Raw genomic sequence first — 23,261 nt, 5'->3', positions numbered from 1 at the left:
TTCAATAATTTTTCCAAACAGTCCGCATTACATAATCACGATAGCTATGGACAAGGCGAACCACCTTTTCCGCCACATTAGGCATGCTGTAGTCACCAACAAGCCGTAATTGCCGCTCTATTCCAGGCGTCTGGCTTTCCAGTATTTGCAGTCCTTGCAGGACCCGTTCAACCTCAAGCCCCACCATCATTACCGCAGCTTCCTCCATGCCTTCAGGGCGCTCGTGCGCTTCTCGGATGTTCAGCGCCGAGAAATTGAGTATCGACGACTCTTCGTTGATGGTACCGCTGTCAGACAAAACAGTCTTGGCCGTGAGTTGCAGTTTGTTGTAGTCCTTAAACCCTAACGGTTTGAGCAGGCGCACATTGGCGTGGAACATTACCCTCATGGCATCCACCCGCTTCTGCGTACGTGGATGAGTGGAAACGATCACCGGATAATCATACCGTTCAGCTACTGTGTTAAGCACATCCACCAATTTGAGGAAGTTTTTATCCGAGTCTACATTTTCTTCGCGATGAGCACTCACTAAAAAAAAATTACCCCTTTGCAAGCCCAAACGCTCTAGCACATCGGATGCTTCTATACCCTCGCGGTAGTAATTGAGAACTTCAAACATCGGGCTGCCAGTTTTGATCACCATGTCGGGCGGCAGGCCTTCACGCAGAAGATAGTCACGCGCAATAGTGCTGTAGGTCAGGTTGATATCGGCTGTGTGGTCGACGATGCGGCGATTGATTTCTTCCGGCACGCGCATGTCAAAACAGCGATTGCCCGCTTCCATATGGAAGGTTGGGATCTTGCGACGCTTGGCCGGGATCACGGCCATGCAGCTGTTGGTATCACCTAGAACGAGGAGCGCTTCAGGCTGCACTTCAGCCAGTAGGCGATCAACAGCTATAATCACATTGCCGATCGTTTCCGCACCGCTGGCGCCTGCAGCATTAAGGAAATGATCTGGCTTGCGGATGCCGAGATCCTGGAAAAATATTTCGTTTAGCTCATAATCGTAATTTTGGCCAGTATGCACCAGCACATGCTCACAATGTTCATCCAACTTCGCTATCACGCGCGACAAGCGAATGATTTCTGGGCGAGTACCCACTACCGTTACAACCTTAAGCTTTTTCATTACAGTTCCTTTTCACGGCTTAGGCTTCGGTGCCGACCGGCCGAGCATAAGTATCTGGGTGTTCTCGGTCAAAAATCTCATTAGCCCAAAGTATCACGATCATCTCATCGTCGCCCATGTTAGTAATGTCATGCGTCCAGCCAGGCACGGTCTCGACGATTTCAGGCTGCTCGCCCGTGGTGAATAACTCATAGAACTCACCGGAAATGACATGCCGAAAACGGAAGCACGCCTTGCCCTTGATCACAAGGAATTTTTCCGTTTTTGAATGATGATAATGCCCACCACGAGTGATGCCTGGATGGGATGTGAAAAAAGAAAATTGCCCGGATTCTTTAGTTTTCAGCATTTCCACAAACATACCGCGTGGATCTTCGTATTTAGGGATTTCGTAAGTGAATCGCTCGGGGGGTAAATAGCTCAGATAGGTGGAATACAGTGCCCTGACCAACCCTGCGCCGACCGGCTCGGTGATAATCGATTTGCGGCTGTCGCGGAATGCATACAGCTGATCAGCCAGCCCACCAACCGAAATGCTGTAACTCGGCTCAACATTGACGAAAGGCCCGACAGTCAATTTTCCGTCCATGACCGCAATAAAATGGCTGATTACATCGTCGATGTAGACGAGGTTGATGTGCGCATCAGGGTCGTTGATCTGGACCGGTAAATCACGGGCGATGTTATGGCAGAAAGTCGCCACCGCCGAATTATAGTTTGCCCGAGCCCACTTACCGAAGACATTAGCCAAGCGAAACAGATGTACCGGGGAGCCATGTCCAGCATTAAGTTCTAGTAGCGCGTTTTCTGCGCCTCGCTTGCTGCAGCCATAAGGATTATCCAACTCAGCTTGGCGGGAGGACGTATATAGCACTGGTATTTTCCGACCGCTAGTCTTGATAGCTTCGCACAGCGCCTGGGTTAGACCGATATTGCCAATCTGAAAATCTTTCGGATCTTGAGGTCGGTTGATGCCGGCCAGATGGAAAATGTACTCCGCCTGATTAACCAAATTTGGCAAATTAGCCAGTGAGTCGTCGCGAGTAAAACGCAGCACCACAATATCATCACGCTCGCTTAGATGCGTAATGAGATTCTGACCGACAAAACCATTAGCTCCCGTAATAAGAACCTTCATTCTTTACTCCTCAGGTGTTACGTGCTCGCCACGCTGAATAGCACACATAAAATCTAGCTTGAGGAGTAGGCGCTGCATACCAGCCACATCTAAACGCTCGGTATTGTGAGAATTGTAATCCTCTGTGTGGGATATCTTGGTTTCGCCCTGCTCGACATATTTTGCATAGTTGAGATCACGCAAATCTGGGGGAACGCGAAAGTAGTCACCCATATCCTCGGCACAGGCCATTTCTTCTCGGCTGAGCAAGGCCTCATAGAGTTTCTCGCCATGACGAGTTCCAATCACCTGAATCGGATGTTCAGGCTTACCGATTAGGCCAATGAGTGCATGCGCTAAAGTTTCCACCGTAGCAGCCGGAGCCTTTTGTACGAACAGATCACCATTCTTTCCATGCTCAAAGGCGTACAGCACCAGATCTACTGCATCGCCTAATGTCATCATGAATCGGGTCATGTTCGGGTCAGTCAGCGTCAACGCCTTGCCCGCTCGAGCCTGTTCAATGAATAGCGGAATTACTGAACCACGAGAAGCCATGACATTGCCATAACGCGTACCACAGATCACGGTCTTATCGTCATCAACATTTCGAGACTTGGCCACCATGACCTTTTCCATCATCGCCTTTGAAATACCCATGGCGTTGATCGGATACACCGCCTTGTCAGTACTCAGGCAAACCACTCGCTTGACTTCATTTTGGATGGCCGCTTCCAACACATTCTCGGTCCCGAGCACGTTGGTCTTGACAGCCTCCATGGGGTGAAACTCGCAAGATGGTACTTGCTTCAGGGCGGCAGCATGGAAAATGTAATCCACTCCTCGAGAAGCGTTCAGTACACTTTGATAATCCCGGACATCGCCTATATAGAATTTGAGCTTGGGGCTAACAAAGTGTTTTCGCATATCATCTTGCTTTTTTTCATCGCGACTGAAGATCCGAATTTCCGAAATGTCGGTGTCGAGAAAGCGCATGAGAACAGCATTACCAAAAGAACCGGTACCACCGGTTATTAGAAGAGTTTTATTCGTAAACAAGGTAAATTTCCTTTTATAGATCAACAAAATTATCTAGTGCTTTTTTGAAAGCTGTTTTATCAGTGCGCACGCGATCTAAAAATAGATTTCTTCCAGAGTTATATCTCTCAATGGAAAAAGAATTAATATAACTATTTATTTTATCAGGCGCGTCATCCTTTAAATCAAGGACTATGCCTAAATTAAACTCAGACACTAATTCCGAGAGGTAAGTTCCCTGAAAGCATATTGCGGGTTTGCCATAATACGCAGAATTATATAATCGATTAGGGATCGCAGTTTTATTATTAACCCCGTCGGCAAATCTTACCAGGTTAACGAAATCACAATCATTATACAGTCCACCTTCATCTTCGGGCTGGTATCTTCCCGAGATACTTACATTGCGGAATCCTTTACTTTTAACATAGTTCTCAAGCCTATTATTTATTAAGCCCTCTCCATGAAAAACCAAGCTGAAGGATTGGCTCTTGGCAAGCATATTGACAAGACATATATTTGCAGAGTAATCCCGCAAAGCGCCAATGCAAGAAACAGTATAAGACCCATCTTCATTGAATCCGACATCTATTCGCGCTTCGTCTAGAAGCTTACTCTCAGAAATATTGTGATCAATTTGAATTTTTTTATTCTTATATGGAAGCCATGACAAATACCCTTCAGAGGATATAGTCGTAAAACTTGCACGATCCAAAATCCTCTGGACATTCAAAAAATTAATTAATGGGTGCCTATCTCTTATATCCAAAATAAATCTGTTCTTGAAGTCCAATACTAGCTTTCTTCCCAAAAAAAATGCTAACTGAATACCGAATAAAATCACCTTGTCATAGCTACCCGAGTCCAATTTCTTCTTTGCAAAGCTAGCAAAGTTGCGATAGTCAAGAAAGCCTCTGACATGACCAGTTTTCCCATCTCTGTAAATTTCCGCGCCCGCTTCATTATGCAAACTGAAGCGATCCCAGATCAATACATCGTAATTCGCATTTTTCTCATCAAGAATTGCCAAATAGTTTTTTACATACGGCATAAATAACAGACTAGTGGGACAAATCAAAAGTATCTTCATTTGATATACTCAAATTCGGCCATAACTATCTTGAAACCTAATGATATCATCCTCTCCAAGATATGCACCTGATTGAACCTCTATCAACTCCAAAGGAATAATCCCTGGGTTTTCTAATGAATGGACTTGACCAATAGGAATGAATGTGGACTGATTCTCTGCCACTAAATAAGTTTCCTTTCCATTAGTAACCTTGGCAGTTCCACTGACAACTATCCAATGCTCCGCCCGATGGTGATGCATTTGTAAAGATAACTTTCCACCTGGTTTAACTACGATACGCTTAACTTGGTATCGCTCCCCCTTGTCAATTGAATCATAATTACCCCATGGCCTATAGACAACGCGCTGACTTAAATGCTCGCTCCTTTTCAAAGACTTGATCTTCTCAACAATATCTTTAACATTTTGCGCCTGATCTTTACTTACTATTAGCACAGCATCTTTGGTCTCCACTATTACCAAGTTATCAACACCCAATGTAGCCAATAATCTGCCATCAGAGTGAATGAAGCAATTTTTGGTATCAATAGAAACTACGTCTCCGTGATTTACATTACCCTGGGTATCTTTTTCCGAAATCGCCCACAAAGCCTCCCAAGAGCCCACATCACTCCAGCCTGCATCAAGAGGAACCATGACGGCTAGATCAGTGTTCTCCATAACTGCATAATCTACAGAGTCCGCAGGACATTCTTCAAAACTTTTAGAATCAACTCTTGTGAAGTGAAAATCCTTTGTCGCTCCATTCATCGCTTTTTGACAAGATTGGAATATATCTGGAGAAAACTTCCTAATTTCATCGAGATAGCGACTGGCACGAAACATAAACATGCCACTATTCCAAAAGTAAAGTCCGCTGTCTACATATGTTTTAGCAGTCTCTGAGTCAGGCTTTTCGACAAACCGTTTGACATGAAAACCCTCCCTAACGCTCTCCCCTTTTTCAATATATCCGTAACCAGTTTCGGCATGACTGGGAGCAATACCGAAAGTAACCAAAAAGCCTTGCTCAGCAAGATTTAATGCTGATTTAATACTCATGTGAAATGCTTGAACATTTGAAATCACATGATCAGCGGCCAATACCAGAAGTATAGGGTCGCTCATAGAAGCCACTGCATGCAATGCGGCAAGCGTGAGCGCCGGCGCGGTGTTGCGTGAAAATGGCTCCAAAAAAATGTGCGCTTCGTTCATATCCAGCTGGCGTAATTGCTCAGCAGCCAAAAATCTATGATCCTCATTACAAATCAACAATGGCATACTACACTCTAAACCCGTCAACCGATTAAGAGTAGTTTGCATCATGGACTCATTAGAATCCGTCAGTGGAAGAAATTGCTTCGGAGAGTGCTGTCGTGATAATGGCCATAAACGCGCCCCACTACCACCAGCCATAACAACCGGTACAAACATAACCAAACTCCTTATACTTGGCAATAGTCAAACAAAATCAGTTTTATTTAACTAACACATCAAATATCTTTATTAAATTACTGACTACCTGATTATTATAATCTAAGACATCCACTTTAGACATAACATTAGAATTGATTTTAGCTACGCAATACTCAACGTTGTTAGGAAATCTACTTTTACAGAAGCGACCAAATTCATTATCTTTCAACACAACAACCTTACCCAAAGCCATGGCCTCATAAAATGGGCCGCTCACTTTTGTCCTCCAATCAAACGGAATATAAACCGCGTCGCAGAGCAACAGCATTTCGAGATAACCTTCAATGAGGCGGAAAGAGACTATATTTGTTTCATCTGTTAACGGTTCACCCTTGAAAACAAATAAATGTTCAGGATGTTTTGTTGCCATTTGTTGTATGTCATCCCAAAGCACACTTCCGCTTGGACTATAAATCACTTTATCGAATTTTACTTTAATTGACTCAATGTACCTAACTTCTGGCCAAGTAGATGCTCTTTCAGGGGTAAGAGCGGGATGATCTACAACACAGGATGAAAGCCCAAGGCCATCAAAAACAAGAGAAATATGTTTCGCGTAAGTAATATGCAATAGATCTTTACCAGACGCCCTTTGAAAAACTTTTTTTAGATTTGTTTCAGGCACAGTATTATGCTCAAATGCGAAAACCTGGCAATTGACAACTCTTAAAATCAACATCACGATGGGCATCAGAGCTAAATCATAAGATAGGAAACAGACTTTATGGCCTGGCTTACATATAAGTTGACAAATAACTTGGAAAGCAATAAAAATCCTATTAAACTTACTTGAGGAATTATCTTTTATTATCACCTTATTAAACCCATCAAATTTTTTAGAGAGTTGACGCCCTATCATCAAGACATCACCTTCTTGCCAAAGCGAATTTAAATAGAAACTATTAATACGTACATGCCCCACTGGTGACATCATATCCACAAATATCATACACTCTCCTTAACGATTATAATTAGCAGCCTAGTAGTGATGCAAGCAGAAGCCAGCACTGCTGCTCCATGAAATATTACTACAGTAAAAAGATATTCCTCCATCTCAAAATCACTTCCAAAATAATATAGCAAACAGAAGCACGCAACGCTCAAGCCAAAATACAAGAAATTAAAAATTTTAATCTTACCAATGGCAATCCAAATGACTGAAACCACAACGTCCAAAGCTACAATAACTACGTATAAACCGAGCCACGGTAGTAAAAGCGTCATAGGCTCATATTCGGGCGGCAGTATATAGCTAATAACTTCTCTACCTAGAAGATTCATAACGATCGCCCCCAACAAGACCGGTATAATCATAGATATAGTCATCTGCTTTATTGAGTTTTTCAAAGTTACAATATCCAACAACACTATAGAAGAGGTGATTTTTACCCTCCATGACTTCACTCCTTGTTCAAGAAAAGTGCTTACTAAAGGCACAACCTGCCAAACTAAGGAGTATACAGCAAGAGCACTGAAACCCAAATTATGCTCGACGAATAACCGCGTCCCTGTCCCATACATTTGCTTAGTCAAGCCAAATATGAGTAGCCAGAATCCGAAAGTAAACATCGACCTATCTGGCATTGACATAGATGTTAACCTTATTGACCTATCGATAAACTGATATACTAGCGAAACGATAGTCCAAAATAAAAGCACTCCAAAAACGAAGATAAAGCTACTATCTTCAAAAAAAAATATTCCCACCCAAATAGCGGCATGATAAAGAAATTTTTCAACGACATTTATCACTGCACACCTAACATTCTTCCCCGATATTTCATAGGAGTACGGTATACCCAGAACTTGAGAAGCAACTATCAATGCATAGGGTATAACATGGTTATTCTCCACAAGAGACCATGTCATTACAGCAATAGAGACAATCAAAAAATTAATAATTCTAAACACAAATATCTTCGAAGCAACATCGCTACGAGCATGATCAAAATGGAACTTTACGGCATATTGATCAGATCCAAACACAATAATCTGGCCAATTATCATACCTAGCAACAATACATACGAGTACTCTCCAAATTTAGAGGAGCCAAATACATTAGCCAAGCCGACATTTGTTAAAAGAGAAGCTACTGATACCAAAGCAACGCCGAACAGTAGCATTTGAAACTCATGAGTTTTATTTTGCATATTTAACCTGGATAAAATTCTGCCTGTAAGAAAGAGCAATCATTGCAATCATAATCAATCCAGCAATACTGTAAGACGAACATATTAATAATACAAATAAGATCAACGAATGGGTCACCAAAGAAGAGTTTCTGTTGCCAAATCCTTTTATTAGAACAAGGCATGGGAGAATAGCAGCCAAAAGACCAAAACGCAGACCCACTGCAGTCCAGTAATCGTGCAAACCGAAAAACAGACCACTTTCAAGTTCAGTTTTGCTGAAACCAAATTGATCATACTGAACGTAGCGAAATACATTATCTATGTCGTATACCCCGACACCAAGTCCGCCGCCAAACAATATTGGAAATATTTTTTGCGAGAAAAATAGGGCATGCTCATCAAACCTTACTTGGTCAACAGATCTAATCAGATCCCAAGATAAACCCTTCGCTACCGCTTGCACCAAATGAATGCTTCTATTACCGCTCATCTCAGATGCGCTATTAATGTAAGGTATAAAAAAGAACAAAATCACTAGAGCTACAGGTACAAAAAACCCTACTACCAAGGAAAGAATTTTCTTTGAGTTATACATATTAAGTAAAAGATACATCCCTACCGCAAAAAGCAATACCAGGATTATCATCCTCTGCCCGTATGCAATCACAACTATTGAAGTGAGTACGGAAATCATCAGCAACTCTCCCAGACTTTTCTTTGAAAGCACAATCAACATGGCGGCACATACAAAGGACTTTGTGGAGTTGAGACTAAGATATCCATTTGCCAAGTCATGGAAAAAAATTACATTTATCAACTCTGATATTAGGGTTACTAGAATAAATTTTTTGACTAGATCAAAATCAACTTCATGCCTAACTATCGAGCTTTCCGCACGCACCAGCACGATAAAAAAAATTAAGAATATTTGTAAATCTCTATAAAGCTGCTCCCAACTGAATACCTCATAGTTAATTACAGACATCGTCATCCAAAAGCAAAACAATATGCTGGCCATTACTAATGCACGCAAATTAAATTTAAACCCTGCCAATAAAGCCACTATTGCAGCGATGTAAATCGTATATCTCACGACACTTGGAGTCCCAGCGTATACCCCAGCAGTGATATCAATTGTCAAAAAAACAGAAAGCACCAAATAGGTGTTTCGAGGTTTATGTCCACGCCAATTAGAGATAGCCAACAAAAATGGAATCAAGCATGCGTAGGCGTAAATTTCGCTAAAGAAATAGCGCTGCCCACCTAGCAAAGCTGAAAGAAATAGTGCTATCGAACTCATCATATATCCCTTGTATTAGGATTCCATTTATTAAAGATATACAATATCTCCCACGATTATATTTAACAGCAATCATGTGTCAGCTGGAGGAATGCCGAGTCTCTCGTTCATGCCTCAGCGGACGTAACCCAAACCATTTCAAACTACTGGATTTATGTTTAATTTCGAATTGAAATACACATTATTCTTAATCATGGTGCTTAACTTATTGACTTTTTTTTCGCATATCAAGTAGCACGTTAATAATTTTCCCACAAGCATTCCCATCACCATATGGGTTATATGCATACGACATTTGGCAATAGGTATCGTCATTTTCAAGTAGCCCTTTTATAGCATCAACTATGGTTTTCGAGTCTGTCCCAACTAGTTTCACTGTACCCGCTTGAATTGCTTCAGGCCGCTCAGTTGTATCTCGCATTACTAAAACGGGTTTACCAAGCGACGGAGCTTCCTCTTGAATGCCACCAGAGTCCGTAAGAATTAAGTAGGACCTACTCATCAAGTATACAAAAGGAAGGTAATCAAGCGGTTCAATCAGATAAATATTACTGACATTACTCAACAGCCTATTCACCGGCTCTCGTACATTCGGGTTCAAATGTACCGGATACACAATATCTATATCAGGATGACTCAGTGCAACTTCACGTAGAGCTTGGCAAATTCGCTCAAATCCTAGGCCAAAGCTCTCCCTGCGATGGCCCGTAACCAATATCACTCTTCGTTCAGGAATTAGAAAAGACACTGGTTCTGCCGCTTTATTTTTTAACGCATAGTCTTCGTCCAGCCTCTTTACCACATCAAGTAAAGCATCAATGATGGTGTTCCCTGTAACAAATATTTTACTCGCATCGATACCTTCCTTCAGTAGGTTATTTCGCGAAGTTTCTGTAGGCGCGAAGTGGAGCGCAGCCAACGTACCGGTCAGCTTGCGATTTGCTTCTTCAGGCCAAGGAGAATATAAGTTACCAGTCCGCAGACCTGCCTCTACATGTGCAACGGGGATTTGCTGATAGTAGGCAGCCAAGCTGGCGGCGAAAGTTGTAGCAGTGTCGCCGTGTACTATTACTACATCTGGCTTAAAGTCTGCAAAAACCTGTCTAATTTCTTGCAAAATTGCGGTGGTTACATCTGTCAAATCTTGCCCATGCCGCATGATATTTAGATCGAAATCTGGTTCGATACCAAATAAATCAAGCACTTGATCTAGCATTTCGCGATGTTGACCAGTAACGCAAACTTTAGCTTCAAAACGCTCATCCGCCGACAATGCCAAAACTAATGGCGCCATCTTAATCGCCTCAGGACGAGTACCAAATACGCACAATGTTTTCACGCTTAAACTCCAAATAAAATACTTACTGATATTACCTAGGGAAGATCTGAAATACTCATCGTTTTTTAAGGCCCTCGCTGATTGAGGCTCAAAACCGTGTATTGGTCGAGAAACAGGCCTTTCCTGTCCTTAATTCATGACTTTTTCCTTTAATCGCGCTATTTCAGAGCAATTAGCCCGCATTACAGACGTACCTCACCCATGCCCATCAACCGTTTTTGCACCATCCACAGATTCGACAACGCTAATAGTGTGGTCTGCTGCACGATGCTTTTTGACAAGCCACGAAAGCGTACTATCGTATAGTCAAACTGGAGCTTGATCACTCAAAATAGGTGCTCAACCTTGGCCCGCACCTGCGCTTTCGCGTGTCCGATCTTGCGGTACACCTGACTGATCAAACTTTCCTTGCCGTGTTTTTTGTACCGGCTGGGCCGTGCAGCAATTGACCAGATCATCTTGTTCCAGGCGTTTGTCCATACCGGTGTAACCTGCAGCGCCGCACACGTAGGTCTCCTCACCGTGCGCCAACTGATCGACCTGTGTCACATCCGCCATATTCGCCGCCGTACCCACAAAGCTATGTACCAAGCAGGGTTCAGCATCGACCACTGTGCCCTGAGCAACAGCAGGCCAGGGTCGCCCAGATGGCCGTTGATGACCTGCAAAATCCCGCCTGCCAACTCGTGTTTTTCCAGCAGACGTCGGAAGTTAAGAATCATGGTTTCGTCAGGAATTCTATCCAGATGCAGCCCGAAAAACTGGCGCAGGATCGTAGTTTCGTAGAGCGCTTCCTCCATCACCGGATCGCTGTAACCGAACCAGTTTTGCATCAGGTGAACCTGCAACATCGCCATCAATGGATAGGCAGGCCGGACGACCACCTTCCCCCTTTGGGTAGTACGGCTCGATCAAAGCAATCAGCCCCTTCCCAGGGCACCACCTGATCCATCTCGATCAAGAAGCGCTCGCGGCAGGTCTGCTTACGTTTGCCGGCATATTCGGCATCGGCGAAGGACATCTGTTTCATCGGGGCTCAACCGTTCGGTCCGTGTGAGATGGGTATTTCACCAAATTTTGAAATCTTTTTCAGAGTTTCCTTAAGGGTATAGCCTATATCGCTGCTGACGGAATTCATGGAAGCCCACCTCCAATACTGGCCTAAAAGCGAGGATACGCCGACGTTGAGCATGACTACCTGCGAGGGTCACTGCTTACAATGCCGCAGCACGCATCAACCCTGAAAATGCTATGCACCTCACCTTTTAGCTGACGGTACTGCTCGGCTGATAAACTAACCAAGGAGGTGATCTGCCCGGACGTGGTCGCAAGCCATCCTTTCCGGCCGAAGCGCTGAAGCGAACTTTTGAGCAAGACACTCACGTTGGTGCTGTCGAAGCATGGCTCGAGTTGCTGGCATTTCACCGGCCAGCGCCCAGCGTATATGGACGATTCTCAACGACAGTAACTCATCCAGCCAGCTATTGGGCCAAGCCAGTAGCTTTTCCAGTGTATCTTTCAGCCATGTACTCGGCTCGATACCGTTCAACTTGGCGGTCGCCAGCAAACTCTGAATCGCCGCCGCACGACGCGTTCTGAACTGGTAAATAACCAGATTTTCTTACCTATAGCTATCGACCTGATGACGTAGTCGGTAGCTAGACCCGATCACCTGCGCCCAGCCGCGCCGTGTAAACGGTAGAAAGCGCACCCTACAGAGTCACTCAGCAGAGGGTCAGGCGCGGCAACACACTGTTCTAGTGCCGCTCCAGCTGATCAGATGTAAGGAACGACGCCTTGTCAAAAAACACCGTGATCGCGCTCTACAGCCTCTTGCCGAATTAAGTCCGACAGGCTCCTAGACCAGCCGAAACCTTCTCATGACCTTTCACTCGTGGAAAGCGCAGCTTTTTTTGAGTAGTCTCCAAGGTGGTGAGGCAACGATGGCGAAGTCACGATGCTGGCATTGCGGCCACGAGTCGCATGACGTATCAGCGCGAATGCCAGCCCCAGCATCAAGCCCAGTACCAAACCGGCCAAAAGGATAAGTGCTTTTTTAGGCTTGACTGGCCCCAGGGGCTCAAGAGCCTGCTTGTCAATTGTCACCAGTTTCAAGCGGCTCATATCGATATTGAGATTGCGCAAGCGTGCCACTTCGGCACGCAATGGCTGCACGCCACTAAGAAACAAATCTTCATTTTCCCGTCGGTTGAGAACTTCAACCTCGCGATTTTTTTCAAGCAACTGAAGCTCTTTGGCTATCTGCGCGATTCGTCCTTCGGTAAAGTCATCTGACTTTCGTAACGCCAGAGCAGCCCTTTCCGCTTCCAGCGCATCAAACCCCATAAAATACAGCGGAATTTGCTGATTATTTACTTCTGTGCGCATCACCGCCTGAGAACTTCGGCCAGCCTCACCCAGAGAGGAAGGCGTAGTTGGTTTTTTTATACCAAGAGACTTAGCAATCTCGATCGCCTCATTTAACTGTGCCATACGATCAGTTCGTTGGGTTTTTAGCTGAACGCGTAGTGCTTTCAGCTCATCCAGTAACTGGGAGCGCTTCAGATTATCGGATTCATGCAACGACGCGATCTTTGCCTCTTTTTCAGTATCGTAGTTGGAGCGAGCAGCATCTAGCTTGCCTGATATCTCATTTAGACGGTTTTTGATGATCACGTCCATATCAGCAGCAATTTGCTCGCGCTCAATGGCGATTGCGTAATCTACAAAACCGTTAAGAATAGCGACGCCATCGACCCCCTTCGGATAGCTCATCTCAAGCTTGATGTAAGTGTTTAGAGAGTCAGATTTTTTAGCATCGGGGAGGACGAGGTTGATAGAGTTATGATTGAACGCTTCAAAGCTTTGCTCCAAGGTTCTCCCTGGACGCTCGAATCTGCTAAATAGCTTCTGATTTTCCCTGAAAAACCCAAGGCGAGTTTCGTAGGACTCAAGAGAAGCCCCTACTTTGATTAGCGCTTCACCAGGGGGGAGTTGGTAAATTTCGGAGCGATTCAGCGCATCCAACTCATTGATTGCAGCCGGTCGCAATACACTACTGACCAGGTATTCAGGGGTAACCCAAAATGCGTACACAGTCGCGATGAGTACCGATCCCGTAGTCACACACATAATAAGTTTTTTCTGTCGCCACACCGCTTGAAAAAGCGCAACAAGGTCAATTTCATCAGACGGCGGAACCGGGGGCACACGGAAACTACTACTCACAACAAAAACCTGCCTTCAAAGAGAAACTGCGGGCTCGTTATGCAGACGATTTTGTGGGTTTCTTGTATTTAGACGATCAGCCAACAAAACCAAGCGTCGCTGCTGGGCTTTGGGCACACAAAATGACTGTTATCGAGAACAGGTTGCATTTTGCCATCTCTCCGTCACATTGCAAGACTTGACAGGCCTGGAAGGCAATTCCTATTTAAATAGGAGTTATCCCTAAGTGAGGGTGCGATGAAGCTGTGGTTCGAGAATAATCCGGTAAAGCAGAATAGCCCCTTGCTGCCTCAGCCAGATTTTTGGGGAGAGCCATCAGAGAACGTTATACACCCTCCCCAGGCGACAAACGGTCATTCATCACTGACACCACCATCAACGCTCCTGCGCTATCTGCTTGTGACGACCGCACGCTTAACCAGCAAACCTAGGAAAGGCCCTAAAAGCATACCGACGATCAACGCCAACGTAACAAACACCGAAACCGGCATCTGCGGCGTACTCCACCCCAAAAACGCTAAAGCAACGGCCTGCTGATTTTCCAGTACAAACGCCAGGATCACCAAGGCGATGATCAAGACAGTCAGTACCATGGCAACGCGTTTAACACCGCGCATAAACTTCTCCTATCCCAAAAAACTCAGACGTCGTCTTCTTCGTCTTCGTTCACTCGATCGCGCAATTCCTTGCCCGGCTTGAAGTGGGGCACGAATTTGCCGTCGAGGCTGACGGACTGGCCGGTTTTTGGGTTGCGACCCACGCGAGGAGCGCGGTAGTGCAACGAGAAGCTGCCAAAGCCGCGGATCTCTATTCGATCGCCAGTGGCGAGGCACTGAGACATTTGCTCAAGCATGGTCTTGATGGCCAGCTCGACATCCTTGGATGAGAGCAGCCCTTGATGGGTGACAATTCGTTCGATCAACTCCGACTTCGTCATATTTTTCCCTTCTTTTTCAAGCAGCTAGGAAAAGCGCTCCGAAGGTTTTAGCATGACCGGAGGAATTTGAACAGCCTGCGTCTTGACTTATCTTGCACAGACTATGTCGGGAAGTGCAGGAACCAGGAACGGACACACCGCAGGCTTTAGCAATCACCTAAAGCCGCCGGCGCCTTTTGCACCAAGACCACAACAGAACAGGGGATCGTAGCCTGTAGCGACTCTCAGCGAGCCGAGCATGCCTTACGGCTGCATGAGCGCCAGGCAGCTCAAATTTCAGGCGCAAAAAAGGGCGACCGAAGTCGCCCTTTTTCTATGGTCGGACAGAACTTAGTTCTGTTTTTCCATTTGTGCACGCAACAGGTCGCCCAGAGTGGTAGGACCAGCAGCAGGCTCAGAGGTAGCTGGCTTATCGCGCAGGCTCTGGATTGCTTCTTTCTCTTCAGCATCGTCTTTCGACTTGATGGAGAGCTGGATTACGCGGCTCTTGCGGTCAACGCTGATGATCTTGGCTTCTACTTCTTCGCCAACTTTCAGAACGTTACGTGCATCTTCGATGCGGTCACGGCTGATTTCGGAGGCTTTCAGAGTCGCTTCGATATCGTCGGCCAGAGTGATGATGGCGCCTTTAGCGTCAACTTCTTTCACGATGCCTTTAACGATTGCGCCTTTGTCGTTCTCTTGAACGTACTCGGAGAACGGATCGCTTTCCAGTTGCTTGATACCCAGGGAGATGCGCTCGCGCTCTGGGTCAACCGACAGGATAACGGTGTCCAGCTCGTCGCCCTTCTTGAAGCGACGAACAGCTTCTTCGCCCACTTCGTTCCAGGAGATGTCGGACAGGTGAACCAGGCCGTCGATGCCGCCGTCCAGACCAATGAAGATACCGAAATCGGTGATCGACTTGATGGTGCCGGAGATTTTATCGCCCTTGTTGAACTGGCCAGAGAAATCTTCCCATGGGTTAGATTTGCACTGTTTGATGCCCAGGGAGATACGACGACGCTCTTCGTCGATGTCCAGAACCATAACTTCCACTTCGTCGCCGACTTGTACGACTTTCGAAGGGTGGATGTTCTTGTTGGTCCAGTCCATTTCGGAAACGTGTACCAGGCCTTCCACGCCTTCTTCCAGCTCAGCGAAGCAGCCGTAGTCGGTCAGGTTGGTAACACGCGCGGTAACGCGAGTGCTTTCTGGGTAACGAGCCTTGATAGCGACCCATGGATCTTCGCCCAGCTGCTTCAAGCCCAGGGAGACACGGTTGCGCTCACGATCGTACTTCAGAACCTTTACATCGATCTCGTCGCCAACGTTGACGATTTCGGAAGGATGCTTGATACGCTTCCAAGCCATGTCGGTAATGTGCAGCAGGCCATCGACGCCACCCAGATCGACGAATGCGCCGTAATCGGTGAGGTTTTTGACGATACCTTTGACTTGCTGGCCTTCCTGCAGGGATTCGAGCAGAGCTTCACGCTCGGCCGAGTTCTCTGCTTCGAGGACGCTGCGACGGGAAACGACAACGTTGTTGCGTTTCTGGTCGAGCTTGATGACCTTGAACTCGAGCTCTTTGCCTTCCAGGTGCGTGGTGTCGCGCACTGGACGAACGTCGACCAAAGAACCTGGCAGGAACGCACGGATGCCGTTAACGTCGACAGTGAAGCCGCCTTTAACCTTACCGTTGATAACGCCCTTGACCACTTCTTCAGCTGCGAAGGCTGCTTCCAGAACAATCCAGCATTCAGCGCGCTTGGCTTTTTCACGGGACAGCTTGGTTTCACCGAAGCCGTCTTCAACCGAGTCCAGCGCAACGTGAACTTCGTCACCGACATTGATAGTCAGATCGCCAGCGTCGTTGTAGAACTGCTCAAGCGGGATGAGTGCTTCAGACTTCAGACCAGCGTGAACGGTTACCCAGCGAGCTTGGTAATCGATATCAACGATAACACCGGTGATGATGGAGCCAGCCTGAAGGTTCAGGGTTTTTAGGCTTTCTTCAAAGAGTTCCGCAAAGCTTTCGCTCATTTTAATTCCTGTTGATAAGGGCGAAGAAGACGCCCATCTGCCACACCCCAGACGGTGTGGGTTACGTTCATATAAGAGAAGAAAGGCAGGACTAAGACTGGTCCCCTGCGCTCCTTCTAAGTCACCCGGTGATATCGCGAATAGCGATTTCACTCAAGATGCGTTCCAGTACCTGCTCGATGGACAACTCCGTGGAATCCAGCTGTATGGCGTCAGCCGCCGGCTTAAGCGGGGCTACCGCACGCTGGGTATCACGCTCATCGCGTGCACGGATCTCATCTAGCAGACTCGACAGACTAACACCATCGACTTTGCCCTTCAACTGCAAGTAACGACGACGAGCTCGTTCCTCGGCGCTGGCGGTCAGGAAAATCTTCAGCGGCGCCTCGGGAAACACCACCGTGCCCATGTCGCGACCATCGGCCACCAGGCCCGGCGGCTCCTGAAATGCCCGCTGGCGCTGCAGCAACGCGTCGCGTACCGCCGGCAACACGGCTACCTGGGAAGCCCAGGCGCCGACCTGTTCGTTACGCAGATCATCGGTCACATCATCCCCTTCCAGGATAATGCGTTGCGGATGACCTTCCGTCGCCCCGAGGAACTGCACGTCGAGGTGAGCCGCCAGCAGCTTGAGGGACTCTTCGTTGGTCAGGTCGACGCCATGGTTGCGCGCTGCAAATGCCAGCAGGCGATACAACGCCCCGGAATCCAGCAGGCACCAGCCCAGGCGCTTGGCCAGAATGCCGGCGATAGTGCCTTTGCCCGAGCCACTTGGCCCGTCGATGGTAATCACCGGTGCTTTGATATTCACAATTGAGCCTCTTGGGCAACACGAATGCCGACTTGGGCACACAGTGTAAGAAAATTCGGAAAAGATGTAGCTACATTGGCGCAGTCATGGATACGGATCGGCGCCGCAGCTCGAAGGGAGGCCACGCTGAATGCCATGGCGATCCGATGATCGCCATGAGCGTGCACTTCACCGCCACCTATCAGGCCGCCATCAATGATAATCCCATCAGGTGTCGGTTCACACTTCACGCCCAGCGCCAGCAGACCGTCGGCCATGGCCTGAATACGATCTGACTCCTTAACCCGCAACTCTGCCGCACCGCGCAGGACTGTTCGACCTTCGGCACACGCAGCGGCAACAAACAGCACAGGGAATTCGTCGATAGCCAGCGGAACCAGCGCCTCGGGAATCTCGATCCCTCTCAGCGAAGCCGCTCGAACATGCAAATCAGCTACCGGCTCGCCACCCACTTCCCGCTGGTTTTCCAGGGTGATGTCGGCGCCCATCAGACGCAGGATGTCGATTACTCCGGTACGGGTCGGATTGACGCCCACATGCTCAAGCACCAACTCGGAGCCTGTCGCGATCGAAGCTGCCACCAGGAAAAACGCTGAAGACGAGATATCGCCCGGCACTTCGATATGAGCAGCGGTCAGTACATGCCCTGATTCAACCGAAGCCGTAGCCCCCTCGACATTCATCGGATAGCCGAAGCCACGCAACATCCGCTCGGTATGGTCACGGGTCGGAGCAGGCTCAGTGATTGAAGTTTTACCCTCGGCATACAACCCGGCCAGCAACAGGCAGGATTTAACCTGGGCACTGGCCATCGGCAGCGTATAGGTAAACCCCTTGAGTGCCTGACCACCGCGAATGGTCAACGGCGGCCGCCCATCAGCAGACGTCTCAATGACTGCACCCATTTCCCGCAAAGGCTTGGCCACACGACTCATCGGCCGCTTGGACAGCGACGCATCGCCGGTCAAGACGCTGTCAAAACTCTGCGCCGCCAGCAAACCGGACAACAAGCGCATGGAAGTGCCTGAGTTCCCCAGATAGATAGGGCCTGGCGCCGGCTTCAGGCCGTGCAAACCAACACCATGGATAGTCACGCGCCCATGGTGCGGACCTTCGATCACTACCCCCATGTCGCGAAAAGCCTGCAAGGTCGCCAGGGCATCTTCGCCCTCCAGAAAACCCTCGACCTCGGTAATACCCTCCGCCAGCGAGCCCAACATGATCGAGCGATGGGAGATCGATTTATCACCCGGCACACGGACCCGCCCGCTCAGCCGACCACCAGGGCTGGCTATGAAAACCATGTCATCCGCGTTTACAGCGGCATCCATATAAGCCCGGCGAGCCAGAATCTTGCTGAAATGCTCCCGCGCCACCCGCGCACGGGTGAACACGCCCAACAACTGATGCCCATCTCCGGCATCGACCGCGTCGCGCAAGGCATCGAGATCGCTACGGAAGGTATCCAGGGTACGCAAAACCGCATCGCGATTGGCGAGGAAGATGTCGTGCCACATCACCGGGTCACTGCCGGCGATCCGGGTAAAGTCGCGGAAGCCACCGGCGGCGTAACGGAAAATCTCAAGGTTTTCGTTGCGTTTGGCCAGCGAATCCACCAGGCCAAACGCCAGCAAGTGCGGTAAATGGCTGGTCGCCGCCAACACTTCATCGTGGCGCTCGACCTGCATATGCTCGACATCCGCCCCCAGCTCACGCCAAAGCCGGTCGACCACCGCCAATGCCGTCGGATCGGTTTCATCCAGCGGCGTCAGAATCACTTTATGTCGACGAAACAGCTGCGCATTGGACGCCTCTACCCCGCTCTGCTCGGAGCCGGCAATCGGATGCCCGGGAACGAACCGCGCCGGCATACCACCAAAGGCCAGCCGCGCCGCACGCACCACATTGCCCTTGGCGCTGCCGACGTCGGTCAGAATCGCCTGCCCCAGGTCCATGCCAGCCAACAACGCCAACATCTTCTCCATGGCCAGTATCGGCACTGCCAACTGAATGACATCAGCGCCCTGACAGGCCACCGCCAGATCCTCCTCGCAGCGATCCACCACACCCAACTCAACCGCTAACTTGCGCGATTGCGGGTCTAGGTCCACACCGACCACTTCGCCGCACAGGCCGCTTTCACGCAGCCCCTTGGCGAAGGAGCCGCCGATCAATCCCAGACCGACCACCACCAGGCGACCGACCATAGGCACAGCAGGTTGCAATGCAGTGACATCAACCACGAGCCAGAACCTTGGCCAACGCCTCAAGGAAGCGGCTGTTTTCAGCCGGCAAACCAATGGTGATGCGCAGGTGGTTCGGCATACCGTAGTTGGCCACCGGACGCACGATCACGCCCTCGCGCAACAAGCCCTGGAACACCGGCGCAGCCACTTGGCCGAGATCGACGCAAATGAAGTTGCCCTTGGAAGGAATCCAACCCAGGCCCAACTCGCGAAAGCCTTCTTGCAACTGACGCATCCCGCTTTCGTTGATGAGGCGACCTTCAGCCAGATAATCAGCGTCCTGCAGCGCCGCACATGCCGCCGCCAAGGCGAGGCTGTTGACGTTGAATGGCTGGCGCACACGGTTCAGTACATCGGCGACAACGGCGGTGGATAACCCGTAACCGACCCGCAACGACGCCAGGCCGTAAGCCTTGGAGAAGGTCCGCGAGACCAGCAGGTTCGGATAAGCCGCGAGGAAGTCCAGACCGTCCGGCAGGTCACTGCCTTCGGCGTACTCGATATAGGCTTCGTCCAGGACGACCAGCACGTGCTCCGGTACGTCTTGCAGGAAATCGTCCAGCGCCTCGGCGCCGAACCAGGTGCCGGTGGGGTTATTCGGGTTGGCGATAAACACCACGCGGGTCTGGCCATCGATAGCCGCCAACATGGCCGACAAGTCATGCCCCCAGTCCTTGGCCGAAATCACCCGCGCCTCGGCACCTACTGCCTGGGTAACGATCGGATACACGGCGAAGGCGTGCTCACTGAACACCGCATTCAAGCCAGGCGCCAGATAGGCGCGCGCTACCAGCTCAAGAATGTCGTTGGAACCATTGCCTAGAGTGACTTGATTGAGCTCCACCCGGCAGCTTTCAGCCAGCAGGGACTTGAGGGCAAAACCATTACCGTCAGGGTAACGGGTCAGCTCAGCCAGCTCTTCACGAATCGCCGCCAATACCTTGGGACTTGGACCCAGCGGGTTTTCGTTACTGGCCAGCTTGACGATGTTCGCTGGGTCCAGATTCAACTCACGCGCCAACTCGTCCACAGGCTTGCCCGGAACATAAGGCGACAGTTGTTGCACGCCCGGCTGCGCCAGGGCGAGGAAGTTGCCACTCATGTTAAAGCCTCACAAAATCGCTTTCGGGTAAGAGCCCAGCACCTTGAGTGCTACGGCCTCCTGACTGATTTTCTCCAGCACACTCTTGACCAGTGGGTCGCGGTGGTGGCCGACGAAGTCGATAAAGAACACATACGTCCATTTACCGCTGCGCGAAGGACGAGTCTCGATTCGCGTCAGGTCAATCCCGTTGTCGTGGAACGGCACCAGCAGCTCATGGAGCGCGCCGGGCTTGTTGCTCATGGAGACGATGATCGAAGTCTTGTCGTCGCCAGTAGGCGGCACTTCCTGGCTGCCGATCATCAAAAAGCGCGTGGAGTTATCCGGGCGATCTTCGATTTTCTCGGCCAGGCGCGTTAACCCGTAGAGGCCGGCCGCCATATCGCCGGCAATCGCCGCCGAATTCCACTCACCCTTGACCCGCTTCGCCGCTTCGGCGTTGCTGGACACCGCCACGCGCTCGACATTCGGGTAATGGGCGTCCAGCCACTTGCGGCACTGGGCCAGGGACTGGGCGTGGGAGTAGATGCGACTGATGCTGTCGGTCTTGGTATTTTCACCCACCAGCAGGTGATGGTGGATGCGCAACTCGACTTCGCCGCAGATCACCATGTCGTGCTCAAGGAAGCTGTCGAGGGTGTGATTGACCGCGCCTTCGGTGGAGTTTTCCACCGGCACCACGCCAAAGTTCACCGCCCCGGCTGCCACTTCACGGAACACTTCGTCGATCGCCGCCATCGGCTTGCTGATCACTGCATGGCCAAAGTGCTTCATGGCCGCTGCCTGGGTGAAGGTGCCTTCGGGGCCGAGGTAAGCCACCTTCAGCGGCTGCTCAAGAGCCAGGCACGAGGACATGATTTCACGGAACAGCCGCGCCATCTCTTCGTTGCCCAACGGCCCCTGGTTACGCTCCATCACGCGCTTGAGCACCTGGGCTTCACGCTCAGGACGGTAAAATATCGGCACTTCGCCTTCAGCCAGGGAGGCCATTTTCACCCGTGCAACTTCCTGGGCGCACCGCGCGCGCTCACTGATCAGCTCCAGGACTTTCTCGTCCAGGCTGTCAATGCGTACGCGCAGGGCCTTGAGTTCTTGCTCAGACATTAGCCGTGTTCCTTTTCGAACTCTGCCATGTAGGCCACCAGCGCGTTGACGGCGTTGATGTCGACAGCGTTATAGATGGAGGCGCGCATGCCACCCACCGAGCGATGGCCCTTGAGATTCAGCAGGCCACGCGCCTCGGCACCGACCAGGAACGGCTTGTCCAGGCGATCATCAGCCAAGCGGAACGGCACGTTCATCCACGAGCGATCAGGGATGTTGATCGGGTTGCTGTACAGGCCGCTGGCGTCAATAAAGTCGTACAGCGTGCGCTTCTTCTCTTCGTTGAGCTTGCCCATGGCGGCGACACCGCCCTGCTCTTTCAGCCATTCAAACACCAGGCCGGAGAGGTACCAGGCCAGGGTCGGCGGGGTGTTGTACATCGAGCCGTTGTCGGCCGCGACCTTGTAGTTGAGCATGGTCGGGCACAGCGAACGGGCATGACCCAGCAGGTCTTCACGGACGATGTTGACCAGGATACCGCTCGGGCCGATGTTCTTCTGCGCACCGGCGTAGATCATGCCGAAGCGGGAGATATCCATAGGACGCGAGAGAATGTCCGACGACATGTCGCACACCAGCGGAACATCACCGACCTCTGGAACCCAATCGAATTCCAGGCCGCCAATAGTCTCGTTCTGCACGTAGTGCACGTAGGCCGCGTCCTTGGTGAGCTTCCACTCATTCTGACCAGGAATGGCGAAGTAATCGTAGGGCTTAGCGCTACCCGCCACATTGATGTTGCCGTAGCGCGACGCTTCTTCAATGGCTTTCTGCGACCAGATACCGGTGTCAATATAGTCAGCGGTGCCGTCTTCCGGCAGCAGGTTCAGTGGCAATTGGGCAAATTGCTGACTGGCGCCACCCTGGAGAAACAGCACTTTGTAGTTTGAAGGGATGTCCAGCAGGTCGCGCAGATCCTGCTCAGCCTTGGTAGCAATGGACACGAACTCATCGCTGCGATGGCTCATTTCCATCACGGAGAGGCCTTTACCATGCCAGTTGAGGAGTTCACCCTGCGCGCGCTGCAGGACTGCTTCAGGAAGCGCCGCAGGACCGGCACAGAAGTTATAGGCTCTCTTGCTCACATCCAATCTCGCTCTGATCTGGTGGGACTGAAATCAAATACTGCAGGAGCGAGCTTGCTCGCGAAAAACCCGAGAGCGCAAGGGGCGCCAGGCATCCCGCGTTATCGTTGACGATC

General features: G+C 49.7%; 18 protein-coding genes and 3 pseudogenes. 1 reads left to right on the top strand and 20 read right to left on the bottom strand.

What is annotated here, in order from left to right:
- Position 1: 1 nt before the first annotated feature.
- The 10 genes and pseudogenes from wecB (FQ182_RS10695) to FQ182_RS10650 form a co-directional block, all read right to left on the bottom strand.
- The gene (gene wecB, locus FQ182_RS10695; RefSeq protein WP_149411594.1) at positions 2–1,132 is read right to left on the bottom strand and encodes a non-hydrolyzing UDP-N-acetylglucosamine 2-epimerase; all 1,131 of its coding nucleotides are present in this window, start codon (positions 1,130–1,132) and stop codon (positions 2–4) included.
- Positions 1,133–1,151: 19 nt separating this feature from the next.
- Positions 1,152–2,270 (bottom strand): NAD-dependent epimerase/dehydratase family protein, encoded by a 1,119-nt coding sequence (locus FQ182_RS10690; RefSeq protein ID WP_149411593.1) that lies wholly within the window; start codon positions 2,268–2,270, stop codon positions 1,152–1,154.
- A 3-nt stretch (positions 2,271–2,273) separates the two neighbouring features.
- Positions 2,274–3,308, bottom strand: a complete 1,035-nt coding sequence (locus tag FQ182_RS10685) for a polysaccharide biosynthesis protein (protein ID WP_149411592.1) — start codon at positions 3,306–3,308, stop codon at positions 2,274–2,276.
- A gap of 13 nt (positions 3,309–3,321) precedes the next feature.
- Complete coding sequence (locus tag FQ182_RS10680; RefSeq protein WP_149411591.1) at positions 3,322–4,377, bottom strand: glycosyltransferase family 4 protein; 1,056 nt, start codon at positions 4,375–4,377, stop codon at positions 3,322–3,324.
- Positions 4,378–4,386: 9 nt separating this feature from the next.
- Entirely contained in the window at positions 4,387–5,793 is a 1,407-nt protein-coding gene (locus tag FQ182_RS10675; RefSeq protein ID WP_149411590.1) for a mannose-1-phosphate guanylyltransferase/mannose-6-phosphate isomerase, read from the bottom strand.
- Between the two features lie 43 nt (positions 5,794–5,836).
- Positions 5,837–6,784, bottom strand: coding sequence for a hypothetical protein (locus tag FQ182_RS10670; protein WP_149411589.1), 948 nt, complete (start codon positions 6,782–6,784; stop codon positions 5,837–5,839).
- A complete protein-coding gene (locus FQ182_RS10665) occupies positions 6,781–7,986 on the bottom strand; it encodes a lipopolysaccharide biosynthesis protein (RefSeq protein ID WP_149411588.1) in 1,206 nt (401 codons plus the stop codon). Before FQ182_RS10665 ends, FQ182_RS10670 begins: the two co-directional genes overlap by 4 nt.
- The gene (locus FQ182_RS10660; protein WP_149411587.1) at positions 7,976–9,268 is read right to left on the bottom strand and encodes a hypothetical protein; all 1,293 of its coding nucleotides are present in this window, start codon (positions 9,266–9,268) and stop codon (positions 7,976–7,978) included. The genes FQ182_RS10665 and FQ182_RS10660 overlap by 11 nt, the downstream gene beginning before the upstream one ends.
- 205 nt (positions 9,269–9,473) lie before the next feature.
- Positions 9,474–10,607, bottom strand: coding sequence for a non-hydrolyzing UDP-N-acetylglucosamine 2-epimerase (gene wecB, locus FQ182_RS10655; protein ID WP_149411586.1), 1,134 nt, complete (start codon positions 10,605–10,607; stop codon positions 9,474–9,476).
- A 182-nt stretch (positions 10,608–10,789) separates the two neighbouring features.
- Positions 10,790–11,637, bottom strand: a pseudogene (locus FQ182_RS10650) (transposase).
- Positions 11,638–11,915: 278 nt separating this feature from the next.
- On the opposite strand from FQ182_RS10650, the pseudogene FQ182_RS10645 reads away from it, so the two are divergent.
- Positions 11,916–12,055, top strand: a pseudogene (locus FQ182_RS10645) (IS630 family transposase); the annotation flags it as partial.
- Between the two features lie 5 nt (positions 12,056–12,060).
- On the opposite strand, the pseudogene FQ182_RS10640 reads toward FQ182_RS10645, so the two are convergent.
- From FQ182_RS10640 to serC, 10 genes and pseudogenes are all read right to left on the bottom strand, one after another.
- Positions 12,061–12,251: pseudogene (locus FQ182_RS10640) on the bottom strand (transposase domain-containing protein); the annotation flags it as partial.
- Between the two features lie 234 nt (positions 12,252–12,485).
- Positions 12,486–13,835 carry a Wzz/FepE/Etk N-terminal domain-containing protein gene (locus FQ182_RS10635; RefSeq protein ID WP_149411585.1) on the bottom strand — a complete coding sequence of 450 codons (1,350 nt, stop codon included), beginning with the start codon at positions 13,833–13,835 and terminating at the stop codon, positions 12,486–12,488.
- 389 nt (positions 13,836–14,224) lie between these two features.
- Positions 14,225–14,452: a lipopolysaccharide assembly protein LapA domain-containing protein gene (locus FQ182_RS10630; protein ID WP_149411584.1), complete on the bottom strand. Its 228-nt coding sequence runs from the start codon at positions 14,450–14,452 to the stop codon at positions 14,225–14,227.
- 23 nt (positions 14,453–14,475) lie between these two features.
- Entirely contained in the window at positions 14,476–14,772 is a 297-nt protein-coding gene (ihfB, locus tag FQ182_RS10625) for an integration host factor subunit beta (RefSeq protein WP_048731065.1), read from the bottom strand.
- A 330-nt stretch (positions 14,773–15,102) separates the two neighbouring features.
- Positions 15,103–16,797, bottom strand: a complete 1,695-nt coding sequence (gene rpsA, locus FQ182_RS10620) for a 30S ribosomal protein S1 (protein WP_133098917.1) — start codon at positions 16,795–16,797, stop codon at positions 15,103–15,105.
- 121 nt (positions 16,798–16,918) lie between these two features.
- A complete protein-coding gene (gene cmk / locus FQ182_RS10615) occupies positions 16,919–17,608 on the bottom strand; it encodes a (d)CMP kinase (RefSeq protein ID WP_149411583.1) in 690 nt (229 codons plus the stop codon).
- Positions 17,605–19,815, bottom strand: coding sequence for a bifunctional prephenate dehydrogenase/3-phosphoshikimate 1-carboxyvinyltransferase (locus FQ182_RS10610; RefSeq protein WP_256666148.1), 2,211 nt, complete (start codon positions 19,813–19,815; stop codon positions 17,605–17,607). The genes cmk and FQ182_RS10610 overlap by 4 nt, the downstream gene beginning before the upstream one ends.
- Before the next feature lie 28 nt (positions 19,816–19,843).
- Entirely contained in the window at positions 19,844–20,956 is a 1,113-nt protein-coding gene (gene hisC, locus FQ182_RS10605) for a histidinol-phosphate transaminase (protein WP_149411581.1), read from the bottom strand.
- A 9-nt stretch (positions 20,957–20,965) separates the two neighbouring features.
- Complete coding sequence (gene pheA, locus FQ182_RS10600; protein WP_149411580.1) at positions 20,966–22,060, bottom strand: prephenate dehydratase; 1,095 nt, start codon at positions 22,058–22,060, stop codon at positions 20,966–20,968.
- On the bottom strand, positions 22,060–23,145 hold the full coding sequence (gene serC / locus FQ182_RS10595) for a 3-phosphoserine/phosphohydroxythreonine transaminase (RefSeq protein WP_149411579.1): 1,086 nt from the start codon (positions 23,143–23,145) through the stop codon (positions 22,060–22,062). The genes pheA and serC overlap by 1 nt, the downstream gene beginning before the upstream one ends.
- Positions 23,146–23,261: the final 116 nt, after the last annotated feature.

Source organism: Pseudomonas sp. ANT_H4, assembly GCF_008369295.1.
GTDB lineage: Bacteria > Pseudomonadota > Gammaproteobacteria > Pseudomonadales > Pseudomonadaceae > Aquipseudomonas.
This window is presented reverse-complemented; position numbering and strand designations above follow the sequence as displayed.

Coding starts and splice junctions, on each gene's coding strand:
- wecB (WP_149411594.1), bottom strand. CDS start 1,132: ATGAAAAAGCTTAAGGTTGTAACGGTAGTGGGTACTCGCCCAGAAATC.
- FQ182_RS10690 (WP_149411593.1), bottom strand. CDS start 2,270: ATGAAGGTTCTTATTACGGGAGCTAATGGTTTTGTCGGTCAGAATCTC.
- FQ182_RS10680 (WP_149411591.1), bottom strand. CDS start 4,377: ATGAAGATACTTTTGATTTGTCCCACTAGTCTGTTATTTATGCCGTAT.
- FQ182_RS10675 (WP_149411590.1), bottom strand. CDS start 5,793: ATGTTTGTACCGGTTGTTATGGCTGGTGGTAGTGGGGCGCGTTTATGG.
- FQ182_RS10670 (WP_149411589.1), bottom strand. CDS start 6,784: ATGATATTTGTGGATATGATGTCACCAGTGGGGCATGTACGTATTAAT.
- FQ182_RS10665 (WP_149411588.1), bottom strand. CDS start 7,986: ATGCAAAATAAAACTCATGAGTTTCAAATGCTACTGTTCGGCGTTGCT.
- FQ182_RS10660 (WP_149411587.1), bottom strand. CDS start 9,268: ATGAGTTCGATAGCACTATTTCTTTCAGCTTTGCTAGGTGGGCAGCGC.
- FQ182_RS10630 (WP_149411584.1), bottom strand. CDS start 14,452: ATGCGCGGTGTTAAACGCGTTGCCATGGTACTGACTGTCTTGATCATC.
- ihfB (WP_048731065.1), bottom strand. CDS start 14,772: ATGACGAAGTCGGAGTTGATCGAACGAATTGTCACCCATCAAGGGCTG.
- rpsA (WP_133098917.1), bottom strand. CDS start 16,797: ATGAGCGAAAGCTTTGCGGAACTCTTTGAAGAAAGCCTAAAAACCCTG.
- FQ182_RS10610 (WP_256666148.1), bottom strand. CDS start 19,815: ATGGTCGGTCGCCTGGTGGTGGTCGGTCTGGGATTGATCGGCGGCTCC.
- hisC (WP_149411581.1), bottom strand. CDS start 20,956: ATGAGTGGCAACTTCCTCGCCCTGGCGCAGCCGGGCGTGCAACAACTG.
- pheA (WP_149411580.1), bottom strand. CDS start 22,060: ATGTCTGAGCAAGAACTCAAGGCCCTGCGCGTACGCATTGACAGCCTG.